Source organism: Candidatus Saganbacteria bacterium (assembly GCA_016223245.1).
GTDB lineage: Bacteria > Margulisbacteria > WOR-1 > XYC2-FULL-46-14 > XYC2-FULL-37-10 > JACRPL01.
In genome coordinates this window covers 1-22,602 of record JACRPL010000009.1, presented here as the reverse complement: position 1 = coordinate 22,602, position 22,602 = coordinate 1, and the positions used below count along the sequence as shown (strand labels likewise).

The 22,602-nt window shown below is 41.7% G+C and carries 34 protein-coding genes and 1 pseudogene; 2 read left to right on the top strand and 33 right to left on the bottom strand.

Annotation, left to right across the window (positions count from 1 at the left end; translation table 11 throughout):
- Positions 1-131: 131 nt before the first annotated feature.
- The 26 genes from HZC34_04140 to HZC34_04015 form a co-directional block, all read right to left on the bottom strand.
- Positions 132-1,205 carry a tetratricopeptide repeat protein gene (locus HZC34_04140; GenBank protein MBI5701022.1) on the bottom strand — a complete coding sequence of 358 codons (1,074 nt, stop codon included), beginning with the start codon at positions 1,203-1,205 and terminating at the stop codon, positions 132-134.
- The gene (locus HZC34_04135) at positions 1,202-1,582 is read right to left on the bottom strand and encodes a hypothetical protein (protein ID MBI5701021.1); all 381 of its coding nucleotides are present in this window, start codon (positions 1,580-1,582) and stop codon (positions 1,202-1,204) included. The genes HZC34_04140 and HZC34_04135 overlap by 4 nt, the downstream gene beginning before the upstream one ends.
- A gap of 61 nt (positions 1,583-1,643) precedes the next feature.
- Positions 1,644-2,309, bottom strand: coding sequence for a hypothetical protein (locus HZC34_04130; GenBank protein MBI5701020.1), 666 nt, complete (start codon positions 2,307-2,309; stop codon positions 1,644-1,646).
- Between the two features lie 72 nt (positions 2,310-2,381).
- Positions 2,382-2,585 (bottom strand): hypothetical protein, encoded by a 204-nt coding sequence (locus HZC34_04125; protein ID MBI5701019.1) that lies wholly within the window; start codon positions 2,583-2,585, stop codon positions 2,382-2,384.
- A 2-nt stretch (positions 2,586-2,587) separates the two neighbouring features.
- Positions 2,588-3,271 (bottom strand): hypothetical protein, encoded by a 684-nt coding sequence (locus HZC34_04120; GenBank protein MBI5701018.1) that lies wholly within the window; start codon positions 3,269-3,271, stop codon positions 2,588-2,590.
- Entirely contained in the window at positions 3,268-3,564 is a 297-nt protein-coding gene (locus HZC34_04115; GenBank protein ID MBI5701017.1) for a gas vesicle protein, read from the bottom strand. The genes HZC34_04120 and HZC34_04115 overlap by 4 nt, the downstream gene beginning before the upstream one ends.
- A gap of 10 nt (positions 3,565-3,574) precedes the next feature.
- Positions 3,575-3,841: a hypothetical protein gene (locus HZC34_04110; protein MBI5701016.1), complete on the bottom strand. Its 267-nt coding sequence runs from the start codon at positions 3,839-3,841 to the stop codon at positions 3,575-3,577.
- Positions 3,838-4,152 (bottom strand): gas vesicle protein K, encoded by a 315-nt coding sequence (locus HZC34_04105; GenBank protein ID MBI5701015.1) that lies wholly within the window; start codon positions 4,150-4,152, stop codon positions 3,838-3,840. Before HZC34_04105 ends, HZC34_04110 begins: the two co-directional genes overlap by 4 nt.
- Position 4,153: 1 nt before the next feature.
- Positions 4,154-4,369 (bottom strand): gas vesicle protein, encoded by a 216-nt coding sequence (locus tag HZC34_04100; GenBank protein ID MBI5701014.1) that lies wholly within the window; start codon positions 4,367-4,369, stop codon positions 4,154-4,156.
- Positions 4,362-5,183, bottom strand: coding sequence for a GvpL/GvpF family gas vesicle protein (locus HZC34_04095; GenBank protein MBI5701013.1), 822 nt, complete (start codon positions 5,181-5,183; stop codon positions 4,362-4,364). The genes HZC34_04100 and HZC34_04095 overlap by 8 nt, the downstream gene beginning before the upstream one ends.
- Positions 5,184-5,189: 6 nt before the next feature.
- The gene (locus HZC34_04090; protein ID MBI5701012.1) at positions 5,190-5,447 is read right to left on the bottom strand and encodes a hypothetical protein; all 258 of its coding nucleotides are present in this window, start codon (positions 5,445-5,447) and stop codon (positions 5,190-5,192) included.
- A gap of 3 nt (positions 5,448-5,450) precedes the next feature.
- A complete protein-coding gene (locus HZC34_04085; GenBank protein MBI5701011.1) occupies positions 5,451-5,684 on the bottom strand; it encodes a gas vesicle protein GvpG in 234 nt (77 codons plus the stop codon).
- Positions 5,675-6,475 carry a GvpL/GvpF family gas vesicle protein gene (locus HZC34_04080; GenBank protein ID MBI5701010.1) on the bottom strand — a complete coding sequence of 267 codons (801 nt, stop codon included), beginning with the start codon at positions 6,473-6,475 and terminating at the stop codon, positions 5,675-5,677. Before HZC34_04080 ends, HZC34_04085 begins: the two co-directional genes overlap by 10 nt.
- 5 nt (positions 6,476-6,480) lie before the next feature.
- The gene (locus HZC34_04075; protein ID MBI5701009.1) at positions 6,481-6,735 is read right to left on the bottom strand and encodes a hypothetical protein; all 255 of its coding nucleotides are present in this window, start codon (positions 6,733-6,735) and stop codon (positions 6,481-6,483) included.
- A gap of 5 nt (positions 6,736-6,740) precedes the next feature.
- Entirely contained in the window at positions 6,741-7,787 is a 1,047-nt protein-coding gene (locus HZC34_04070; GenBank protein MBI5701008.1) for a hypothetical protein, read from the bottom strand.
- A gap of 1 nt (position 7,788) precedes the next feature.
- The gene (locus HZC34_04065) at positions 7,789-8,256 is read right to left on the bottom strand and encodes a hypothetical protein (GenBank protein MBI5701007.1); all 468 of its coding nucleotides are present in this window, start codon (positions 8,254-8,256) and stop codon (positions 7,789-7,791) included.
- Positions 8,257-8,258: 2 nt separating this feature from the next.
- The gene (locus HZC34_04060) at positions 8,259-9,026 is read right to left on the bottom strand and encodes a GvpL/GvpF family gas vesicle protein (protein MBI5701006.1); all 768 of its coding nucleotides are present in this window, start codon (positions 9,024-9,026) and stop codon (positions 8,259-8,261) included.
- A complete protein-coding gene (locus tag HZC34_04055; protein ID MBI5701005.1) occupies positions 9,026-9,997 on the bottom strand; it encodes a GvpL/GvpF family gas vesicle protein in 972 nt (323 codons plus the stop codon). The genes HZC34_04060 and HZC34_04055 overlap by 1 nt, the downstream gene beginning before the upstream one ends.
- Positions 9,998-10,000: 3 nt before the next feature.
- Positions 10,001-12,163, bottom strand: a complete 2,163-nt coding sequence (locus tag HZC34_04050; GenBank protein MBI5701004.1) for a CDC48 family AAA ATPase — start codon at positions 12,161-12,163, stop codon at positions 10,001-10,003.
- Positions 12,160-12,651 carry an Hsp20/alpha crystallin family protein gene (locus tag HZC34_04045; GenBank protein MBI5701003.1) on the bottom strand — a complete coding sequence of 164 codons (492 nt, stop codon included), beginning with the start codon at positions 12,649-12,651 and terminating at the stop codon, positions 12,160-12,162. The genes HZC34_04050 and HZC34_04045 overlap by 4 nt, the downstream gene beginning before the upstream one ends.
- Positions 12,644-12,949 carry a hypothetical protein gene (locus HZC34_04040; GenBank protein MBI5701002.1) on the bottom strand — a complete coding sequence of 102 codons (306 nt, stop codon included), beginning with the start codon at positions 12,947-12,949 and terminating at the stop codon, positions 12,644-12,646. Before HZC34_04040 ends, HZC34_04045 begins: the two co-directional genes overlap by 8 nt.
- Positions 12,950-12,978: 29 nt before the next feature.
- A complete protein-coding gene (gvpN, locus tag HZC34_04035; GenBank protein MBI5701001.1) occupies positions 12,979-13,899 on the bottom strand; it encodes a gas vesicle protein GvpN in 921 nt (306 codons plus the stop codon).
- A 276-nt stretch (positions 13,900-14,175) separates the two neighbouring features.
- Positions 14,176-14,742, bottom strand: a complete 567-nt coding sequence (locus HZC34_04030; GenBank protein MBI5701000.1) for a hypothetical protein — start codon at positions 14,740-14,742, stop codon at positions 14,176-14,178.
- Positions 14,743-14,744: 2 nt separating this feature from the next.
- Complete coding sequence (locus HZC34_04025; protein MBI5700999.1) at positions 14,745-15,305, bottom strand: hypothetical protein; 561 nt, start codon at positions 15,303-15,305, stop codon at positions 14,745-14,747.
- Positions 15,306-15,384: 79 nt separating this feature from the next.
- Complete coding sequence (gene gvpA, locus HZC34_04020; protein ID MBI5700998.1) at positions 15,385-15,591, bottom strand: gas vesicle structural protein GvpA; 207 nt, start codon at positions 15,589-15,591, stop codon at positions 15,385-15,387.
- A 43-nt stretch (positions 15,592-15,634) separates the two neighbouring features.
- Complete coding sequence (locus tag HZC34_04015; GenBank protein ID MBI5700997.1) at positions 15,635-15,943, bottom strand: hypothetical protein; 309 nt, start codon at positions 15,941-15,943, stop codon at positions 15,635-15,637.
- Positions 15,944-16,052: 109 nt separating this feature from the next.
- Here HZC34_04015 and HZC34_04010 point away from each other — a divergent pair, with 109 nt between their 5' ends.
- On the top strand, positions 16,053-16,952 hold the full coding sequence (locus HZC34_04010; GenBank protein MBI5700996.1) for a helix-turn-helix transcriptional regulator: 900 nt from the start codon (positions 16,053-16,055) through the stop codon (positions 16,950-16,952).
- 101 nt (positions 16,953-17,053) lie between these two features.
- On the opposite strand, the pseudogene HZC34_04005 reads toward HZC34_04010, so the two are convergent.
- The 4 genes and pseudogenes from HZC34_04005 to HZC34_03990 form a co-directional block, all read right to left on the bottom strand.
- Positions 17,054-17,743 (bottom strand): annotated as a pseudogene (locus tag HZC34_04005) (KilA-N domain-containing protein).
- Between the two features lie 54 nt (positions 17,744-17,797).
- The gene (locus tag HZC34_04000; protein MBI5700995.1) at positions 17,798-18,070 is read right to left on the bottom strand and encodes a hypothetical protein; all 273 of its coding nucleotides are present in this window, start codon (positions 18,068-18,070) and stop codon (positions 17,798-17,800) included.
- Positions 18,071-18,129: 59 nt separating this feature from the next.
- Complete coding sequence (locus HZC34_03995; GenBank protein MBI5700994.1) at positions 18,130-18,537, bottom strand: hypothetical protein; 408 nt, start codon at positions 18,535-18,537, stop codon at positions 18,130-18,132.
- Positions 18,431-18,793 carry a DUF1016 family protein gene (locus HZC34_03990; GenBank protein MBI5700993.1) on the bottom strand — a complete coding sequence of 121 codons (363 nt, stop codon included), beginning with the start codon at positions 18,791-18,793 and terminating at the stop codon, positions 18,431-18,433. The genes HZC34_03995 and HZC34_03990 overlap by 107 nt, the downstream gene beginning before the upstream one ends.
- A 282-nt stretch (positions 18,794-19,075) precedes the next feature.
- Here HZC34_03990 and HZC34_03985 point away from each other — a divergent pair, with 282 nt between their 5' ends.
- Positions 19,076-20,284 (top strand): U32 family peptidase, encoded by a 1,209-nt coding sequence (locus HZC34_03985; protein ID MBI5700992.1) that lies wholly within the window; start codon positions 19,076-19,078, stop codon positions 20,282-20,284.
- A gap of 4 nt (positions 20,285-20,288) precedes the next feature.
- Here HZC34_03985 and HZC34_03980 read toward each other — a convergent pair whose 3' ends face one another.
- Genes HZC34_03980 through corA form a run of 3 tightly spaced genes read right to left on the bottom strand, consistent with a single transcriptional unit; the run spans position 20,289 to position 22,185 of the window.
- A complete protein-coding gene (locus tag HZC34_03980) occupies positions 20,289-20,534 on the bottom strand; it encodes a hypothetical protein (protein ID MBI5700991.1) in 246 nt (81 codons plus the stop codon).
- Positions 20,535-20,579: 45 nt separating this feature from the next.
- Positions 20,580-21,149, bottom strand: coding sequence for a pseudouridine synthase (locus HZC34_03975; protein ID MBI5700990.1), 570 nt, complete (start codon positions 21,147-21,149; stop codon positions 20,580-20,582).
- Between the two features lie 4 nt (positions 21,150-21,153).
- Positions 21,154-22,185, bottom strand: a complete 1,032-nt coding sequence (gene corA / locus HZC34_03970; GenBank protein MBI5700989.1) for a magnesium/cobalt transporter CorA — start codon at positions 22,183-22,185, stop codon at positions 21,154-21,156.
- Between the last annotated feature and the right edge of the window lie 417 nt (positions 22,186-22,602).

The following is a 22,602-nucleotide window of genomic DNA, read 5'->3' as shown; positions in this document are numbered from 1 at the left end:
TGAGTTCAAATCCGTTTCAACTATAATCCTGCTCTACCCCTTAATTATCAAGCCTTTCCGCGTTTTTGCACCTTCAACGTTGGGACAGTAGTGATAATATCTATATTGGATATTCCATCTTCCCGGAAACACTACCATCGATTCATAAGAAGTCTAGCATTCTCATTGTGAGCCGAGGCTTGCTTTGTATTACTATTAACCAGCCATTCAAATGTCTCAAGTGTACCAGTCCCCTGCCTGCCAGCCTTTTCAACAATGTAACTAACAAAAAAGTTTTTATCTTTCTCTTTTACATCCCAGCCCTTTTCAATAATCGGCACCCCAAGTGATTTTGTCAAAGTGAGTAGAGATTTTAAGGCTGTTTCTATTTTAGTCCCTTTGTCAGTTATTCCCTTCTTAACAACGGCGAGCGAATCATCCGCCAGCGGAGGAATTGTCTTTTCATTATTTAACTTTAGCTTGGCGACAATCCCGGCAAATCTCCTGGTATTTCTTAAAAGAGCATAAACTTCTTGTGCTTCCGGGCTGGCATTTAACGCCCCGCCCCACGCAGAATAGGCCTCATCATATAAACCAAGCTTTTCATAGCTTTTGCCAAGCTCTATCCAAGAAGTATAAGAATCTGGCTTCAGATCTAAAACCTTTTGATAGGCAGCAACTGCCGCTGCATAGTTTTCAGAATTAAATTCGTTTCTGGCAGTATCAAGATATTTATCCGCCAGTACCTGAGCGAATAATTTATATGACTCATTACGCTCGTTTATCTTCATAGCTTCCATAATCGAACTGTAAGAATTCTCAAAGTCTTCTAAACTTAGATAACTTTCCGCTAACCATAAATAACCATCGGCAAAAGACGGATCAATGGCAATTATTCTTTTATAAGAATCAACAGCAGTTTCATAGCTTCCAGCCATATAAGCTCCATAACCCAACCTAATATATTCAATGAGGGGTTCTTCAACGTTACCGGCAGGGACCAAAACTTCCCGGCTGTTTTCTAAAACCGCCTTATACACGGGGATTCTGGAAAATCCTGTCAGCTTTTGTCCTACATTAAGGCGACAAGGTTTTCCCTCGACTATAACCGTAGTTGAAGAAGTAACTGTTAGAAGGAAACCTTCCTGTGACGAGACGGCTACAATTCCTTTTGCTAAAGGAGCGCTCAAAAATAGCAAGACAATAAATAATGCTATTTTCTTCATTGCCGCGCTTTGTTCCACAAGTTAACTATGTCAAATGGTTCCGAAACCAGATCGGCAAAAGAAGAAAGATAATGGTGGGTTTGTTTATAGATTTTAATTTGTTTTGCTATGCGATTTCGTTCCTTGGTTTGCCAACGTCGAGTGAAGTAAAGATTAGATAATTTTGTGACTGCTAAAGCCGCCAAAAGTCCTATCAGAGCAAGAAGAAAGACCTGGGAATACTTAATTAATTTGGCCATAGACTGGCCCATCGCTAAAATTTCGTGAAAATCAGGCCTGATATTATTTTCCAAAACTATAGGATATAAAAGATAACCCCAGAAACCCAGGAGCAAAGCAATAATAATGATTTTATAAAGATTTTCTCGCAACTTCATGTGATAATTATAAGGAGGCAAGGAATGATCCCTTGCCCCCTCCTCATCAAAAAATCAAACTTTATCCAAAGAATTTATCCAAAAGCTCTGAAGCCTTATCTTTAGCTCCCAGGCCAAAAGCAATCGCAAAAGATAGAGCAATCGCACCCACCACCAATTGGATGGAGGATACGATCCAATTTGCTGGAATGCCAAGCTGGCCTATCGCCGCCAGGAAAGCAAAAATAACAATCGCGTATTGCACGATCTTTGCTATGGTGTTCGCATTCGACAAGCCAATATTATTTAAAATGATTAAAACTATTGCGGCAATTAAAATCGCCACAAAAACACCCACGCCTAAAATATAGGCGGCAGAAAATACCGCTGGCAAATAGGCAAGCAATCCTTCCAGCAAAGCCTTTGCTGAAGCTAATCCTAGAAGATTTGCCGTTGTTGTTACGGTCACATAAATTGACAGCCAATAAATTAAATCCCCCAAAAGTTCAGTAGGACTTTTTTTGGTCCCGCCTTTGGTTAAAAGTTCAGTAAAACCAATTTGCTTCGATCCTTTGTCGAGTTGGAGAGCTTCAAATATTGTTATTACTAACCATTGCAACCCCTTGGCGATCAAAATACCGACAAGCAATAAAATCAGCGCATACAGCAAGTTCAAAAGCATGGGAGAAACGATCAATAATACTTCTTTAACTGGACTTAAGAAACCCAAATTAACTTGCAAATTCATATCTTGCCTCCTCCTAATAAAATAAAAAAGCCAATTCACTGATTCCGTGCCACCTCCTTTATTTTTCAATCTTCACGGCTTTTGCTTTGATCTTCCGAACAGCATTTGCAATAACCGCCATAACTCCGCTAAAATAAACCACACAAATTTAAAGGGCCAAAGCAAATCCCTGCCCCGTTTTTCATCAAACTGCCGATAGGCTTCACCTTGATATCTGGTAAGATAAAGCCCCAGCAATTGTTTCCCAACATCTTTATTATCTTCCTTTTCACTCATTTTTAAACTTCAACTCTGGAAGTAAGATATTTGCTCAATTCCTCAAACCTCTTCTTTTTTTTATTACAAAAAGGGAGGAGTTGATGGTATTCTCTAATTTTATCAGCATCTTTTATCTCCGTAATTCTAATATCTTTCGGTAAGCGACATTTAAGGTTATGGTAGGCGCCAATAAAAAGGACGCCCCTCTCATCCGGGCCCAAAGTTTTGTCTATTCTCCCGGCAATATATTCATTTCTTTGTTTTAAAAGCCGATCTTTAACCATTTTGTATTTTAAAAAGGCAATCAATTTTTGGATAAGAGACTTATCCTCGGTTATAGAAAGCAATTTATCTCTTTCGTCTTTAACCAGTTTATAATCTTCGGTCTTAACCAATAAAGCTCCCCGGTTCATAAGATTCAGCACTAATTCGTGGTTTTTACTTCCCGCCAGAGCGCCGGATTCAACCATTAACTTTCCAACATCATCTTCCCCTACCATGCCATCCTGATAAATTTTCATGTCTTTCACTTCTATTCCTTCAAAATAATCCACTATCGTCCTCCAAAAAGCATCAACCGTAATTAGATGCTCTTCCCAAACCTTTTCGCCCAATTCCTTTATTCCCATTTTACTTACATTTTTAGACAAAGATCCCAGATCAGCGCTGGTATGGATAATCGGAACGTAAATAAGAGTTCTCATTTAGCCTCTAAACGCTCCAATTTTTTCTTCAATGCCTCATTTTCTTTGACAATGGCTTTGTCCTTGGCTTTGGTTGATAAATAAGTATCCTGCTGCCACCAGTTGATTCCCATCTCCATTGCTTTGTCTACGGAAGCGATTAAGAGCCTTATCTTAATATTAAGCAAATCGATATCAGCCAGTTGAATTTTGATATCCCCGGCAATAACAATTCCCTTATCTAAAACCCGCTCTAAAATATCAGCCAGATTAGTAGCCTGCATGGGATGCATCATCGTTCTTTGTTCAATCATAAAATCCCCCTTAACTTAATTTTCTTGCGTGTCTAATAAGCGCGGCTGTTTGCTTGCGCAAGCTAGCTATGAACTCACAATTTCTGCAATCCAGCTTTTCGCCGTCGTAATCCGGACAGGAAAGAAGCACCTCTATTTCTTTTTCTAGCTCCTCTGCAAGGGCAGCTTTTCCCTTAATTCCTTTAGCCGTATTAATTTTATCCGTAATATCTTTTATTGCTGTTTCTTGTCTTTTAAATATTGGACAGCTTATTTTTGGATATTCCTCATGTCTCACATCAAATCTCCTAAAGGACCTAGATTCAAATTCAAATCCTCATCTTTTAGCCCGAAGATCTCTTTTAATTCTCCCATTTTAGTTTCCAACTTCATCAAAGCTTCGCCCACATTTTCAATTTCAGAATCAGAAAGAGAGCCGCCGTCAATGCGCCGCATAGCTTGTTTTTCAAGCAATTTCCTGATTAACTCAACCAGAGTTAAAACAAGTTTAGCTAACCCTTTTTCTACATTCTTAGGATCTATATTAAGCCGGTTGGGTAGGGATCCTTTTAATTTTCGTTCTTCTTTTTCTAAAACTTCCGTTTCCATTTTAGTTTGATTCCTGCATGGGGCCAGCCATAGGAGCGCCTCTCAATTGCTCCATGGTTTCCACGGAACTTAACAAGGCGCGAAGACCCAAATAAACAAGATCTATATCAGCCACGGATATTACAATATCTCCGGAGATAACTACGCCTGCTTCTAATACCCGGTCTAAAACTTCCAATAAAGAAACATCCTTTGATTTATGATAAATATTATTCATTTTGGACCTTCTTATTCATGGGCTGACCTCGATCGGATCGGGGCAGGCAAAAATTATAAGGCGGCCAGGGACCGCTTAAATCAAAGTTAACCCCTTTTTCTTTGCCATCAGAATTAAGGCAATCAACTTCTTGGCTAAAATAGGGAACTTTATTCCTGGCAACTAAAAAGGCGGCGTTTAGAATCATGTCTTCATGCTTTCCGGTAGCCTCTCTGGGCAATAAACGATTAAGGCATCCTTCTTGGCAATGTTTACACAATTGATTAAAACTATCTTGAATATAAATGTTGAGAGTTTTACTCAAGACGATATTCAGCAATTCCTCCTTTTTTTTCTTTAAGATAAAAGCCTTGCCGGGTGAAGCCATATTGATTTCATCGTCAATTCCTTTCATCTCTTCATTTTCCACCTTGAGATTTTGTATTAATTTTTCTTTATCGCAATAGGTCTTTATACCCCATTCTTCTTTATCCGCAAGCCGGTCTAAATCAGACTTGAATTCCTCGCCATGTTCAATCAGCATAGTTTTCAGATTTTGTTCATTATTGAACAGGGTTCCAAACTTAAAGGGAATCACGCCGACTTGTTCCATAATTTGTTCAATCACTTTTTCATGCAGAGCGGCCTTTTGCTTGATCCATTCCAGATTAGAGAGGTTCTTCTCCAGATTTTCCTGGCCATATTCTTCTTCCTTTTCTCCGCTTACCACAGCGTAAAGTCCCTGCTCACTGATAAAATAAAGACTGTTTACCAGTTCTTTGGAACCGTTTAGATTTGGCTCTATATTGGTTATGCAATACACATAGATAAGCATTGGCGACTATTCGCTTCCTTCCTTAATTCTCCCGTAAGATTCCACTTCCAATCCGGCATCCAGTTTGACGCTGTAAAAGTTGCGGTCCTGAGTTTTGGTCGGAAGCCCCAGTGATTTTATAAAGGAGCTCTCTTCATATACCTCGGCCTCGCATTCCCAACTGTTATCAATTTTAGCAACTTTGACAACCTTCACGTCTTTAACGTTCAAGGCCTTCTTTAAAAATTCTGAAACTGTTTTCCCGACCGTTTCAATATTCGCCATTTTTTACTCCTCCTTTTCCGATATAATTTGATTCAAGCGCTCTAAAAGGTTTTTTTCTTGTCTTTCATATTCTTCCTGGCTGATCTGGTTCATATCCAGTTTAAGCTGCAAATTCATTAGATTCTCCTTGATGCGATCCTCGTCGTACAGTTCTTTTTGAACCATCTCATCGATCTTTTCTGCCACCATCAATACTGGCTGCAAAGGCAAAAGCAATATGTCATCGATTATGAACATGAGTACTTCCCTGTTGGACACTGAGCGAAAGTCGAAGTGTCAATTATTAAGTTAACGAAATTAAAAGGCGGCAGGTTGCCGGTATATTTAAATCTCATGAATCTGCCATATTTATCATCCAGCTCGTTAACTTTTGCATCGAACTCCGCCTCTTTTTCCTTTTTTACCAAAAAGGCAGCATTGATAATCATGATCTCGCCATAGCGATTATTTTCCTTTACCTCCTCGGCTAAAGGAATTAAAGATTCTAAAATAAGCTCCTTATAAGTCTCATTTTCTTCGCGCAGGGCAGTTTCCACCATTCTTCCGATCTCCATGCGCTGATGATAAGTTTTGAGCGGCGGCAACATTTCAATCTCCTTTTTTAACCGCTTTATATCTTGATATTTTTCTAAAACTTCCGCATAGATCGCTTCTTCTTTAAAATGCGCCATTAATCCCAACTCTCTTTTACCTTCCACCTTATTAAAAAGAGGCGTAAGTTTATCCTTCTCATGTTCTAAAATCTTCCTGACCACGTTTTCATTTTCCGCAATAGTGCAAAAGCGCACCGGCAAAACCGTGTATTCCTTCATCACTTCTTCTATGGCCTTTTCATGCGCCAGGGTATTATCCCTGGAAACAGCATACTTTTTAATCGGAGCGTTGCTGACCACAGCTGACACGCCATCGGAACAAATTGTGTACGGCTGATCCCCCCGGCCGCCAATCCCCAGCACGCCAAATTTTTTTGGTTTGCTTTCCTTTATTATGCAATAAATATACTTGCCTTCTTTAACTGCTTGTTCCATCAATATTATCTTTTCTTTTTTCTGCCTGGTTTCCTTTTCTTCCTTATCTTTCTTAAAACACCAACTTTCCTTCGCCTTGCACCGGGAAGAAAATATCTTCCCTTGTTGTAGAGTAAACGTCCCTTCCTGCGCAGATAATTTAACAAATAATCCACATACTCTATTGAAATTCCTAAAGCCCTGCAGATCTGCCTCCTATCCGGGAACTTTAAGCGCGCAATCACATCCAAGACCTTTGCTTCTGTTCCACCGCTTGCCATTTTTATCACCTCCTCGTTTCATCCGCGCTGGCGGCAACCAAGGCTCCTTTGGCTGCGGAACGCAGAGGTTGAGCAGCCATTCTTACCTTGCCAACCGGCAGTGGCAATTTTAACTGTTCTAAAATTTGTCTAAATCTTTGATCAAACCCCTTGGGTAGGGAAGTACCGCCGGACAAAACGATGGTTATCGGGTTATCAATCTGCGGCATTCTTTTGGTTTTGTCCAGCTCTTGCTTTATATTCTCTATCACGTATTCAATCAAGTGGTTATAGTAAATCGACAAGGCGGTTTCTATTTTACTTAAACCGTCTTTCTTAGTTAGATCCAGAGATGCTTCTTTTATAGCTGAGACGCGGCTGGCCGTTTCATCCACCGCCATAGCAGTCTGATAATCTATCCAATCACCCGCTTTGGTCACTGAAAATTTGAAGATCGGCACCGACATAAAACTAAAGCAAACATTGACCATTCCGCCACCAAAGGAAAGACCAATACCGGTAAAGTCCTCTTCGGCAAGCTCAGAGAGCACGATGGCATGAGCTTCATTAATTGATTTCGGCGTGTAGCCAAGGGTATGCAAAAATCCTTCGAGAACCTTGCAATGATAAATAATATTAAACTCCGCATCCAGAGGTTCACCCGGCACCGAAAAATAAACGATTTCTCCTTGATGATTGGGTTGGCCAACCGCGCTTTTTATAAGCAATTCCACCATGGGCAAAGCTTCCTTTTCCGAAGGGCTGATAACCCCTTTAGCTAAGGGTCTTCTAACCTCGCGATTGAACATGTTGGCAAACTGCATCGCCTCATCGCCTACCACGTAAAGCTTGTTTTCCTTGACAATGTAGCGCACATTAGAATTGTCGAGAATCTTTTTGGTAAAATCGTTATGCTCTATTTCAAAGAAGGAATTGCGCTGAGAGCGGAAAACAATTTTGTCTTCCTCCTTTTGCGCGCATTTAACAAACATGGTCCCAATATCGACTCCCTTGCCTCTTTGTATTTCGCCCTTAAGCTCTTTTACCTTGCTTTCTTCACTGCTTGCCGCCATTTTATCTACCTCCTTTTCGCACCCTGGTTAACGATTCAATTAATTCATCAATATCATCCTTTTCTTTTTCCGGCTTTGCGCCGACTTTATTAATATTGCTTTCTAATCCCACACTTTCGTCTTTAATTGGAACATCAAAGTCAGTTTTTATTTTTACTCTCTCTTCCCGCCTTTCCTCCAACCTCTCACCGCGACTTATTCCTATTCTCTTGGCTACTTCATCGGCAATCTCACTGGCAAAGCTTTTATCCACTTTTGGTTGTCTTTTGGGTAAAAGCTCAAGCGGCGTGCCGGCCGGATAATAGCGGCCGCTGAAATAGATCAGATGTCCCTTCCTGACCAAATAACTGCAAATATAGCCGATGTAGTCCAAAGTCAAGCTGATTTCCTGATTGATCTCACTTTTACTTGCTCCATTTAATTTAGTAATAACATTTACAACTTCAGCTTCGGTACCAATTAAAACCATTTTTACGCCTCCCATTTTCCCGGATAAATTGTGATATTTACAAAATTATATGGCGGCAAAGGCCCCGCATACATAAATTTAGCCCGATTTTTATATTTTCGATCCAAGTCGGCCATAATATTATCAAACTCTTTTTCCCTGCCCTTATCCACCAGAAAGGCGGCGTTAATAAACATTTCATCGCTAATGGTTTTATTAAGCTTGTAATCAAGGGAGGTTTTTTTTAATTTTTCAATTATCACCCCGCTTTCTTTTTCTTTTTTTGCTTGCAGCGCGTCTTCAATCATTTTTCCAACCGCCATCTTGGCTTGGATGTTTTTTTTGTCTTTTTGCTTTTCTATTTCCGCCTTCAGTCCCTTAATTTCTCTATTTTCTGCCACAATTTCATTAAATATTTCATCCATATTTTTCCATATTCCCTTGACGCCTAATTCTATCTTATGGTCCATTGCCATAAGCAGGTTCTTAAATTCCCGATATCTTCTATCCAGAAGCCCCCTTATTTCATCGGCGGAAGAGGCGACGGTTCCAAACCTGACCGGCAGCGCCGCGTCAAATTCTTCCATAACTTTCTCTATTACCTTCTCATGCGCCAGCATATTTTCACGATTGACAATCAGTTTGCCCAAGGGATGACTGCTTACCACCATGCTCAAATCATCATAGCCAATAGTTAAAACTTCATTCCCCCTTTCTCCTGTGCCAATAGGGCCAAAGTTCCTCTCCTGCTTTGTGCCGATAATGCAATAGATATATTTGCCTTCTTCCATTAACTTTCCCTTACTTTGACCAGCAAAGCGTCATTTCCCGCCCGGGAATAGTTTTTCAAAAGCTTATAGGCCTTGGTTATCTCCTCGAACTCCGCATCTCCGCCTTCCTTTACATCGGGATGAGATAATTTTGCGAACTTCTTATACGCTCTTTTTACTTCATCTTCGCCGATCTGCCCGCTTCGCAGCCTTAATTTCTTTTTTGCCCATTCTATTTCATCAAATTTCAGCTCCAAGACTTCAAGAGTATAAAAGCTGTAGGATGGAAGCGGCCCGACACAGCGAAAATTTAGTTTGTCCGCATATTTAGCATTCAGCTCCTCTATTTTTTGATCAAATTCTTCTCGGTTTACAATATTAATCAGAAAAGCAGCATTCATTACCATTTGATCATTCATGGCCGCATGCGTTTTAACATCCAGGCTGACAGGTTTTAACGCCGTTTGTATTTCAGAAGCGATGCTTTCCTTTTTTGCATCCAAGGCTTTTTTAACCAAAGCTCCAATTTTCAACTGGTCTTCAAGGGTAATCCCTTTTGCCTCGGTTATTATTTTTTCTTTAAACTCCTTAATTTCCGGTTCATTTCCGACTTCTTTGAGTATCTGTTCAAAATTATTCCGAGTCGCGACGACATCGATTTCAACAGTATCAGCCGCTCGGTTTAATATGTCTTTTATTAATGGATACCCTTTTGCCAATATCCGCCTGACTTCTTCTTCATCCGTCGCGTAAGTTCCCATGCGCATAGGAATAATCGTAAAGTTCCTCATAACCTTCTCAATCACTTGTTGGTGTTTGACAAGGCATCTGGCCAAGGTCTCTCGGGGCAAATTGCGATAGTCAACTTTTTCCGCATCGCTCACTACCGCGGAAATGCCATCGCAAGAAATTACATAGGCATTCTCGTTTTCGATATTAATAGATTTCTCTTCGTTTGAATTTATAATGCCGTAAATATATTTTTCCAACATAATTTATTTCTCCTGCAAGCAAGGGATAAACCCTTGCCCTACAGTTTGATTTTCTGCCAATAAAAGAGCATCTTCAAAATGCTTCAGCTTTATTACCGGGCCATCCATCTGCGGACATTTATGCCCGATAAATTCTCTTATGGCAAGCATTGCCGCCCGGCGGCAGAGGAATTCAATGTCAGCGCCTGCTTTACCTTCGGTTCTTTTCGCCAGGTCTTTCAAGTTAATATCCTTTTCTAACGGCTTATTCCTGGAATGAATGCGAAATATTTCCAAGCGCGCCTTGGTATCAGGCCGAGGCAATTCGAGTAAGAGATCGAATCTACCGCTGCGTAGAAGGGCAGGGTCGATCAAATCCAATCGGTTAGTCGCGGCTAAAACTACCACCCCTTTAAGCTCTTCGATCCCGTCCATTTCCGTTAAAAACTGGCTGATCACCCGCTCCGTCACATGAGCATCCGTTGAACTTGACCCTCTTTTAGGCACTAGACTGTCAATTTCATCTAAAAAAAGAACAGTCGGCGCCGCTTGTTTTGCTTTCTTAAATATCTCTCTTACTCCCCGCTCTGATTCACCCACATACTGGCTAATCAGCTGCGGCCCTTTGATCGAGATAAAATTCACGCCGCTTTCGTGCGCCACGGCTTTGGCTAAAAGGGTCTTGCCGGTTCCTGGTTCTCCATAGAGTAAAATCCCCTTGGGCGGGTTGGTGCTTGCTTGCTTAAAAACATCCGCATATTTAAGTGGCCACTCAACCGCTTCTTTCAATTCTTCCTTGATATTATCCAATCCTCCAACATCTTCCCATTTGACGTCCGGCACCTCTACAAAAACTTCTCGAATAGCAGAGGGTTCAACTTCCTTCATCGCTTCTCTAAAATTATCCATGGTTACTTCCAGTTTAAGCAGGGTCTCATATGGGATTTCCATCATTTCAAAATCTATTTTGGGAAGGATTTTTCTTAAGGCGGACATTGCCGCTTCCCGGCCTAAGGCCTGAATGTCCGCCCCGACAAAACCATGGGTAATTTCAGCTAATTTCTCAAGACTGACATCTTTTGAGAGAGGCATGCCGCGGGTATGGATCTGCAAAATTTCCAGCCGCCCATTTTTATCCGGAATGGGGACGGATATTTCCCGGTCAAATCGGCCGGGCCTTCTCAAGGCGGGATCTAAAGTATTAGGAATATTAGTAGCGCCAATTACAATGATCTGACCGCGAGATTCCAAACCATCCAACAGAGAGAGGAGTTGCGCCACCACCCGCCGCTCCACCTGTTTTTCGCCCCCCATCTCTTCTCTTTTGGGAGCAATGGCGTCTATTTCATCAATAAAAATAATAGCCGGAGCATGTTTTTGAGCATCTTCAAAAACGGAGCGCAACCTGCCTTCGGATTCACCATAAAATTTCCCCATCACTTCCGGACCGGAAATGCTTACAAAATAAGCGTCAGTCTCATTTACTACCGCCCGCGCAATTAATGTTTTGCCGGTTCCCGGAGGACCATAAAGTAAAACCCCCTTGGGCGCATCAATCCCCAGCCGGTCAAAGACTTGAGGATAACGGAGAGGGAGTTCGATCATCTCCCTGATCCTTTGTATCTGTGTAGAAAGCCCGCCGATATCTTCATATGAAAGTTTTACGGGACAGGGCTCTTTTCCTCCCTTGCTCTCCATTCTTAATAAGGCAGCAGGGCTCATCAAAACAAAACCATCGGGAATAGTATCCAACACTTTAAAATCACACGATCTTGAACCAAAAAGTATCGCCCTGATCCTGTCCCCCTTGACGACAGGCAGTCCTTCCATCAGGGACCCTATATATTTAGCATCTGTTTCCCCTCGAAGTAAACTGGATACGGTTAAAGGAGCAAGGGTGATTTTAGAAGAGGGCTTGCAGTCGATTTTCCGAAGTTTTACCTTTTCATCAAGACCAACCTGCGCGTTCTCTCGTGAAATTCCATCCATTTGGACAAGCTTTTTCCTTCTCTCTTCAGCATAACAAGGCATTATCTTCACCGCCGTTTTTCTTTTCCCTTCAACCTGCGCGATACTGCCCACTTCTAAGCTAAGTTCCTTCATGTCTTCGGGATCAATCCGGGCAATCGCCCTGCCGACATCCTTAGATAGTGCCTCTTTTACCTTTAGGGTTAAGAAATCTTTCACTTTTTAATCTTAACCTCCAAAATACCATTCTTATAACTAAAAATTAAATTTTCTACCTTTAATTTCAGAGGCAGTAAAACCTCTTTATGATATTTCCTGTCCCTGCTTTTGGCTGAAATATCAAGAATATCATCTTTTAAATCTAATTTAATATCAGTCTTATTTACTCCCGGCATTTCGGCATAGACGCGAATTTCGTCTGTTTCATCAAAGACATCGGTGATGGGTTCCCTCTCGGCCTCAACGCTTGGCCCTTGAGGCGTCTTTTTGATGTTGCCAAAGGGCTCAACTACCGGCTTGCCGCCCTCCGCAGTTCTGATTGTAACCCCGAAGACCCCCTTCATCCCTTCCTTAAGATGGCTAAGATCGATCTCTCCTTCCTTTTTTATTTCTCCGCCAGCCTCTTTTACTTTTGCCGCGAGATCGATCAACGTTTCAAGACCTTTAAAAAGCCCGCCCAAGCCAAATTCTCCTCGTTCTTTAACCATAATGTATCGCCATCCTTTTCATCGGCTTGGAAGCGGGCGGACGAGACCTTCCCCTTTGTTTTTCAATCCCCTCACCTTGTAATTTATCAATGTTTTTATTGATGATGGTTAATTGCTTTCTGGCAATATTCCTCCTTACTTCTAAGATTGAAATTTCTTTTTCCAGCCGCCGCCTCTTTTCTGTCATGAGGTACAAATCCAGATAGCTTGATCTCTGTACCCGGGGAATAGAACGGGCGCTAATGGATTGCATGGATTTAACGTCTCTCAAACCTAACCTTTGGGTTCTCCTTTTCACGATCCTACCTCCTTTCTAATAAGTCCGGGCTAAGCGCACTTTTTAACCAATCCCTTAACTATTTCTTTAACCTTGGTCTGATTGGTTTTTGATCCCACCCTGCTGGTTTCTGAAGCCAAGACATCCTGACAAATATTCAAAAAGCTGCCATTGGAGCTTACCAGATTTAAATCTTGGATTTTGAGCGCTTTGGCGATCATGATGCAGCCGCGAATGGTGGGCGCAAATTCACACTTTTCAGATTCCCTTAATCCCCTGACAATATTTACAATTATCTCCGCTTCTTTTCTGGGGATCTTGGATTTTGCCTTAGTTATCGCGACTTCTGTCTCATAATCAAAATGGTCCAGATCCATGGTAACCATGCGGTCGCGCAGAGCATCCTGACTGCGGTGCACTCCGGCATATTCTTCCGGATTAGAAGTAAAAATGGCAGTAAATTCCGGATGAACTTTTAGATAGGGCTCATCACCTCTCCCTACCGGCAGATCCATGATCTTTTCCGCTAAAATAGAAAGAAGGATATTGTTGGCTTCCGGCCGGGAGCGGGTAAACTCATCATATATTAATGTAAACCCGTACTTGCAAGCCACCGTCAAGCGATTATCAACCCAGCGCTTTACCATATCCTCTTCCGTTTTACATACTCTGGAGATAAAACGATCAACCACCTTGCGTATGCGATAGCCATATTCACCGCCCACCAGATCAGAAGTAGTAAACTCCTCATCCCCATGCAGCAGCACCATGGGCCTTTTAAGTTTACCGGCAATATGCATAGCAAGAGTAGTCTTGCCGGTGCCGGAAGCCCCTCTGAAATGCACGGGAAAACCCGCTTTTACATAATTAAGAGCGCGAGCGGTAATATCTTTGATATAAGGCGTTTCCACAAAATCCGGCATCGGGGTTGGCTCAAGAACCGTGTTTATTTCATCTGTGTTTGTATACATTTTATTTTTCACCTCCTCTACGGGTAAAATCTCCCTTCCCTCGGCAAAAAGAACAGGTCAGCCGACTATGCGGGTAAACGCCTGTTCCTTTGCAAAAGGGACACTCTGTTATCGGTTCATAAACTTCTACTTCCCCTTTTCCGCCACAGACCTGACAAGAAGCAAGTCGGGAAAGAAGATCAAAGGGATCTTTCCCCGTTCCTTTACAAAAAGCACAGGTTAAAAGTTTTTTCTCCGGCATCTCTGCCCCCTCGAAGAGTTTTTTACTCTTCTTTCCTATCGGCCGATCACTTCTTCTACGGATTTTACACTGGCGCCGGCTTTAACTTTGGATTTGGCTCCTTTTTTCTTGGCCAGACCTTTAGTCCCCTCCTGCCAATTGGCAGCCATTTTCTTTAATTCAGCGGCAAGTTCTTTTCTGTCTTTAGCGTAGCCACCCAGGAGTTTTTTGATGTCTGAAGCAATGCCTGCGACATACTTATCAAGCTCTTTTTTGAGTTCGTCACTCATTGCCGCGTGGCTATCGGAAAACTCTTTTAGCTTTTTTGCCACATAGGTCTCAATGTCTTTGACTGCTTTTGCCAGTGTTTCTTTTAACTCGCCTGCCATGGCTTTACGATCTTTTGTAAATCCCTTGATTAAACTGCCCACGTTTTTAGCTAACTCGGCTACAAAATCTGTCAGGTCTTTAGCTTGCTCGGCGCTCATCTTTTTTCTGTCCGAAGCAAAACCCTTAAGGGTTTTATGCACATCGGTTACTATATCACCGACAGCTTTTACCCGCAGATCATGGGCCACCACAATATCTTCCGCAATCTTTTTCATCTCATCTGCTAATCCCATGTTTATTTCCCTCCTCTTTTATATTTGTGCGCGGAAGCCAAAATCTCGCGCACTTCTTCTTTTCGTTCTTCCTGACGGGCCAATCTCGCATCTTTTTGGCTTCCTAATTCTTGAAGCATTATTTTGAAATCTTTAGCGCGAAGATCCCGTCCCTTGGCTAAAAGCTCTTTCAGTTTTCCTGACATCACCTCCTGTTCTTTTTGAAATTTCTTCAATTTCATGGTTGTTTCTTCTTTGCGTTGTTCCTGCTTTGAAAGAATGTCTTTAATAAAAGCCTGAAACTCTTGAACTCTTTGAGAATCTCCCCGGGCAAGGGATTCTTTAAACTCTTCCAACTTTTCTTTTAAGGTTTGGGTAATCTGTTTTTGCTCATTAAAATAATCATTGACCAAGGTTTTTATTTCTCTTTCCTTTTTATCCTGGCCTGAAAGAACCCCCTGCATCATGCTATCGAAATCTTTTCTGCGCACAGAGCCATTACGGGCAAGATTTTCGCGAAGTTCCACATAATCCTGCATTAGATTTTCAAATGGGTATCCAACTTCAATTTCTTTAGTTTCCATAATTTTTTATTTCAGGGGATTCCTGGCGAGGCATGCTTTAAAAGGATGCTTCGGCAGGCCCCTTATGACTGACCGAGCCTTAAGCTGCGGTCGCCGTCAAGCCGATTGCTTCAGCATACTTTAGATAAGTTTCTACTGATGCGGCGACCACTCTGGCTTCAATCGCCAGAATTTCGATACCAACCAATGAAACTCTAACCCAAGCATCAATCACTAATCCCTTATCAAGGATGCGATCAACCACTTCTACCAAGCTGGAGCTTCCAATCGCTTTTTCAACTGCCATGTTTTTTCACCTCCTTTTTACATAAAATAAACAAAAAGCCGAGTTATAAAAACTCGGCTTCCATTTCAACTTTTATTATTTTAGATTCTAAAACAGATTCTGAATTCGCTTTTACATAATTATTTATTCGACATAATTTCTGGGGGGGGGGGGGGGGGGGGAAAAGCTCCTGCAGTTCTCTGCGGAAAGAAACATCTATGGGGGAATATTCGTTATTAATCTTCATGTTTTTTGCTTCCTTGTCCATAATCTTTTTTCTCAAACAATCGACATTGAGACTAAGTATAGCCAGCCAAGCAAATGGCCGCAATAGGCATTTCTTAACATATTGTAAATTCCATTTATTTGACAAAACGCTATGCCCCCCCCTCAACAACAAAATGTAAAACACCCCAACTTGATTGACATGCTTATTAACATTGTGTTAATGTTAAGTTTAAGCAAATAAAGAGGTGGGCATAGTGACTATTTATGAAAGAGTTGGCAGCCGCATTAAAGAGGCCTGCTTAAGAAAAAACATTACCGCCAAACAATTGGCGGGCCTCCTGGGTTATAGCGTAGCTTCTATCTCAAATTATGAAAGGGCAAAACGTTGGATTTCCCTGGTAGATCTGGAAAGAATCGCGGAGTTTTTAGGGGAACCCCTCTCATACTTCATAGAAGAAACACCCTCTAAAAAGGGAGGCAAAGCCCCCCAACCATTAGCTGAAAGAAAAATTTTGAAAGCTCTAAAAAGCCTAAGGGAAGTCGATCTCAAAAAACTGGCTGAAAAAGTGACTTCGCTTTCCCGAAAAACCCTGGAAGCTAAATACACCGTTCTGTTCTTAATGAATAATAGAAAAGAATTTGAATTTGGATGTGCAAGCGGAATCAAAAGCGGCCTGCACAAAAAATTAGAAGACTTATTCTCCACGAGCACAGCCAACGTGCGATTTTGTTTAGGGAACAAGCTTAAAATAATCTTTAAAAGCAATAAAAATTATTTTACTTCAGATGTCGCCGCCTTGATTTCGGAAAATGGCGTTAAACGATTGTCACTGCTGACCCCATCCCTTTTAAGTTTAGCTAAATTTGAAACAGTTATGTTAATGCCTTTAAAAACCAATTATTCCTTGGCGGGACTTTTGATTGCTTGTTTTGAGAAAACCGGAGAAGCTGAACGCTGGATGAATTCAGAGCTCTTGTTTCTTTTTAAAGAGTATATTGCTCAGCTATTAGGAACTGCCCGGCTCTTAGAAGAAGTAAAAAGAAAAACGCAAAAGATTCGCACCTCTTATAAAATTGAAGTTGAAGAATCCCCTAGAGTATCTGCGGGACAAACGCCTCGAGCGCCCTTGGCGCAGGCCTCTAAAAAAACTTAGTTCAGTCCCTCGAAAGATGGTCATGACTTCGGAGGACAAGCCACCATCTATTAATGTATAAATATTATTATCAAAAAGATAGAAATTGGTTTTTTCATGGTCTATTTTAACCTCTTAATCGATGAGCTGTCCAATAACGATCTCATCTGGCTTATGGCAATTTCATTAAGCCTCTCCAGCCGCTCCCCTTGAGAGAGTTCCAGCCTGATAAATTCAGCATTCATACTTTCAAGGTTTGAGAGAACTACCAGCTGTTCAACAGTTGAATGATCTCTGATATTCCCCTCTTTGCCGGCATTGCGGTCTCGCCATTCTTTGGCGCTTAGGCCAAATAAGGCCACGTTTAAAACATCAGCTTCGCTGGCATAAACCAGATTCACCGCCTGTTTGGAAACCAGCGGCGGGACCAAATGCTCCTTGATCGCGTCAGTATGAATCTTGTAATTGATTTTTGCCAGCGTCCTTTTCATGTCCCAGCCAAGGGCCAGACGATTGTCTTCTTCTGTTTTCAACCGCTGGAATTCCTTGATCAGATAAAGCTTAAACTCCGCGCTAAGCCATGAGCCGAATTCAAAGGCAATATCTTTATGCGCATATGTGCCGCCGCCATACCTTCCAGCTTTGGAGATAAGGCCGATAGCATTGGTAGCCTTAACCCACTTCTGTGGTGTGAGGGAAAAATTATTCATTCCAGCCTATTTTTTAAAGGTCTCGAATTCGAGACCTTTAAACGCAGGATTATGAATCTGCTCCCATATCCCAAGGAATTTGACCGTATTGCGATTGCTGATCTTCTTTTTTCATAATTCCCCTTCTAATTGACCCCCATTTTCCTTATATTGTTATCACTGTCTTAAGTAAACCTCACCCGAAAATACAAACTTCCGTGCTTTCATCTTAATCTTAATCTCCTCTATTTTAACACTTATCTCGTCAAACTGACTCTTTAATTCGGCAAGCTGAACCCGCTGTTTTTCTGCTTCCTCTTTATTGAGCAGTAATTGCTTGCCAAGAGGGGTTAAGCCATTGCCGGACTCAATCTCATTGATCTGGGATTGCACCTTTTCAGCTCGAGCATTTAAGCCCGAAAGCTCGGTCTGATCCTTTTTCTTTTGCAAATCGAAATACTCGGTTAGGGCCAACTTCTCGATCTGATCCTTTGAGGCAAAGGATAGGATCAAGTCATTTCCTTTCTGTTCCTAGGAATGGTCGTTTTTTTAACCCTGACATGAGAGGCAAAAATATCCGCGGAAAGCTCATCTTTTGAGCCGGATTCCGACCTGAATTTAGGATTTCTCGGGATTACATCTCTGCCCGGATCAGGCCAGAACATTTTCGAGCCGCGGCGATTAAATATGTCGAGTATCAGATGAGAAAAGTAGCTGATTGAAAAGGCCGCGATCCAGCGGATCGGCAGATCGCCCATGCGCTTAATCCCTGAGCCGATTCTCTCTGCCAAGTCGGCTCGATAAAACAAATCAGCGATCAAGGGATTGCGAGTTCGGCTCTTCGTGCCAAGATTTTTGATTGTTATTCCCTTGACCAGCCCGCCAGGAGAACAAAAGATCGATCCTATAGGTTTCATCTCCGACTCTAAGGGAATACTCCTCGCCTACAAAGGTAAAATTCCTGCCAAATTCCAGAAAAAAATCTCTTAAGTTGGCCAAAATCGATTTTCTCATTTCTTCTTCGGAATAGGCCTTCTTCAGACCCAGAAAATCAAGGACATAATGGTCTTTAAATGGGGCAAGAGAATCTTTTGTTTTGGCCGGCAAGGTTTTTCTTGAAGCTTTAACGCTCATATAGCGTACGAATAAATCAGTATCAATTTGCCGCTGCAATTCTCTATAGCTCCATCGCTCCTTTAAACATATTTTGAGATAAAATTCTCGTTCTTTGTGATCTTTTATTTGATTGATTATTAGGATATTATTGGACCAGCCAATTTCTGCAGACAGTGTCTGCAGTTTTCGATTTTGCTTGGATGCGTAATCTTCTGAACTTCATAGCAATTATCATGCCAACTAATTCAGAAAAATATGATAAATTTGCAGTGTTTTTCGTCAAATCCCAAAATCGCATTTCTTGCATACGTGAATCGTATTAGGGTAAAATCAATATAGATGATATCTCAACATAAACCGGAATTACTGATCCCAGCCGGAAACCTCGAAAAACTTGAAACAGCTGTCAGGTTTGGGGCTGATGCCGTATATGTTGGGGCCGGCGTTTATTCCCTCCGAGCTGATCAGACTGCGTTTTCACTTAAAGATTTAGAACTCGGGATAAATCTTGCACATAAAAAAGATGTTCGAGTTTATCTTGCCATGAATATCTTCTCCTACGACTCAGACCTGCCTAAAATGACGAAATATTTAAAAGAAGCGATAAAGATCGGAATAGATGCCGTCATCATCTCCGATCCAGGCCTTATTTATTTGATAAAGAAAAATAATTTAAAAGTTAAGATCCATTTGAGTACGCAAACAAGCACTCTTAATTCCGAAGCCGTTAAGTTTTGGAATAGTTTAGGAGTTTCAAGAATTGTTTTGGGCCGTGAGCTCTCTTTGGCGCAGATAAAGAATATTAAAAATGCGAATCCGTCGGTCGAGATCGAAGCCTTTGTCCATGGCGCAATGTGCATGGCATATTCGGGAAGATGCTTTCTGTCAAAGCACATGACGGGTCGATCCGCTAATCGCGGGGAGTGCGCCCACACATGCCGATGGGAATACAAGATAATAGAAGAAAAAAGGCCGAAAGAAGAGATCGAGGTTATCGAAGACCCTCGAGGAACGTATCTTATGAGCCCAAAAGATCTTTGTATGATCGAGCATATAAAAGAACTGAAAAGATCCGGCATCGATTCGTTCAAGATCGAAGGCAGAATGAAATCAGCGTACTACGTTGCCCAAGTCGCAAGGATATACAGGCGCGCGATCGATTCAAACAAATACGACCCGGAATTTCTATCTGAATTAATAAAGATATCGCATAGAAGCTACACCATCGGGTTCTATTTTAGCGATAACGATTACAACAATACTAAGGGCGAATATGTTAGAGGTTATGATTTTACGGGTGTCGTTAGAAGTTTCGATAAAGGAACAAATACCGTAGAAGTATTAGGTAGGAATTATTTCAAGAAAGGCGATATTTTGGAAATAATTGATCCTGCATATTTTAATTTTAGAAAATTAAAAGTAAAAAAGTTAGTGGATCAAAAAGGGCATGAGCTTGAAACCGCGCATAACGGATATCACGTTTTTATTGAAACCGAAAAATTGGATCGAATATCTCCCAATTCTATTTTAAGAAGAAAAAGATCGTAACTTTTTACCAGCCTCCTCCTCCTCCTCCGCCGCCACCACCACCACCGCCGCTTCGGCCCCCGCCGAAACCCTCAAAAGATGAAGCGTTGAAGGTCTTGCCGGATTGATCGGTAAAAGACGAATGGTGCCAAAGAGGCGCCATTATCGCCAAACCTTTGAACCTGTTCAGCCATTTATTATCGATCCCGAATGCTATAGCGTATGGGAGATATTTTTCATATGGTGCAATTATACTGCAAATGATCTTCATTTTCGAGGTTCTGTGCCACTATTGTCGCTTTGGTACTTAGCCTTATTATCTTATTATTGGCTTCTTGATGAAGAGGTATTTGCCGGGTTGGAGGTTTCGCATGTCGATAAGGCCTATTTTAACACGGACCAGACGCAAACATGGGTGGCCTACCGCCGCGGTCATGCGCTTTACTTGGTGATATTTGCCTTCAACAATTGATAGTTTTATCCACGTAGTCGGAACACTTTTTCTGAATCTGATAGGTTTTTCTCGCGGCCAAAGTTCAGGTTCTTCGTCCAATACTTCAACTTTTGCCGCTTTTGTCTTTCTTCCTTCAATAAAGACACCATGCCTTAGCTCATACAATTCTTCTTCGGTTGGAACTCCTTCTATTTGGACAAGATAGGTCTTTGGCAGTTTAAACCTCGGGTTGCTCAATTGCTGGTTAAGTTCACCATCGTTTGTAAGAAAAACTAGGCCTTCACTATCAAAATCAAGCCGACCGACAGGATATATACCCTGGATCGGAATAAAGTTCTTTAGGGTCTTCCGTCCAAGCTCGTCTGTAAATTGGCAGAGCACTCCATATGGTTTATTGAATATTAAATATACCTTCTGGGGATTATAGATCATGAGATCAGAGCCATTTTCTTCTTCGGAAAATATAAGCCATTATTCCGGCTATGATAAACATTACGATCCAAACCATCAAATAGCCGTATTTCCAATCAAGTTCAGGAAAATGTTTAAAGTTCATCCCGTAAACCCCGACCAAGAATGTTAAAGGCATAAAAATCGTCGATATCATAGTTAATACTTTCATGACCTCATTTAATTTATTGCTGATGCTTGATAAATAGATATCCAGGAGATACGACAAAGTATCCCTAGTAGTTTCAATTGCGTCAATTATTTGCACCGTATGGTCGTATAGGTCCCTTAGGTACTTACGGGTCTCGTCAGAGACTAAAATAGACTCGCCCCTTTGGAGTGAATTCAATATTTCCCTGACCGGCCAAATTGATTTTCGAAGATAAAGAATCTCCTTCCTGATCTTCTGCATGATGTGAAGGGTCTTTTGGCAGGGGTTGCGCAATGTTTCATCTTCGTTCTTTTCTATCTCATCGCCCAATATTTCAACTATGAAAAAGTAATTATCGACTATCGAATCGATCAGGCGATAGGCAAGATAGTCTGTCCCCGAACGCCTGATCTTGGTCCCCGAAGTCCTGATCCTCTTTCTTACAGGATCAAATACATCTTCTTTTTGGCCGCGCTCTTGGAATGTTATTACCCATGATCTGCCAATGACCATGCTTACCTGCTCGGATATGATCTTTGAGGTATCCTTATTATAGAGGAACATTTTGAGTATTATGAATATCTGGCCGCCAAGGTCCTCGATCTTCGGCCGCCCGGTTGTATCCAATATTTGCTCTTGAATAGCCTTGCTTAACCCGTAGCAATCCCCTATTTTTTCGATTATCTTCGGGTCATATATACCATCGACATTGATCCATGTGATCGTAGGTTTTTCTTTGAAGCTGACGCATTCTTCACTTGTGATATCCCTTTCGGTGAATTGATCGCCATCATAATCAAAAACAGAAATTTTGACTTTTTTGCTTTGCCTTTCGGCTGTGGTGGTTAATAAGTTCTTTTTGGACATATCAGAATGATATCATAAAAGAAATCTGGCCGCATTTGAAAATATCCGAACAGATTTATTCATTTGAAATGGTTCCGACGATACGTCAGGACGTCCAATCGCCGCCCAATTTCCGGGCCTGGCCGCCTTTGGAGGCCGACCTTTTCGGACCCGCCTGCCGGACGGGCAGGTAAACGTCGCGGTTTCCTCGTAGATTTTAGGAACCGCGAGCCGTGCCTGCCGGCAGGCAGGGTTCACTCGCAGGTTCCTAACCAGTCTCATTGTGAGACCGGTTAAGAAGCGAATATTTTCCGAAGGGTTTTTAAAACGATCGATTTTTTGAGTAGTTTTGATAACGGTAGAATCAGCTCCGCCCAAGCAATCTTTGAGAAAGCCCTTTTCTTGGGCATAGAGGACGATTTTATGGAAAGCTTTGTC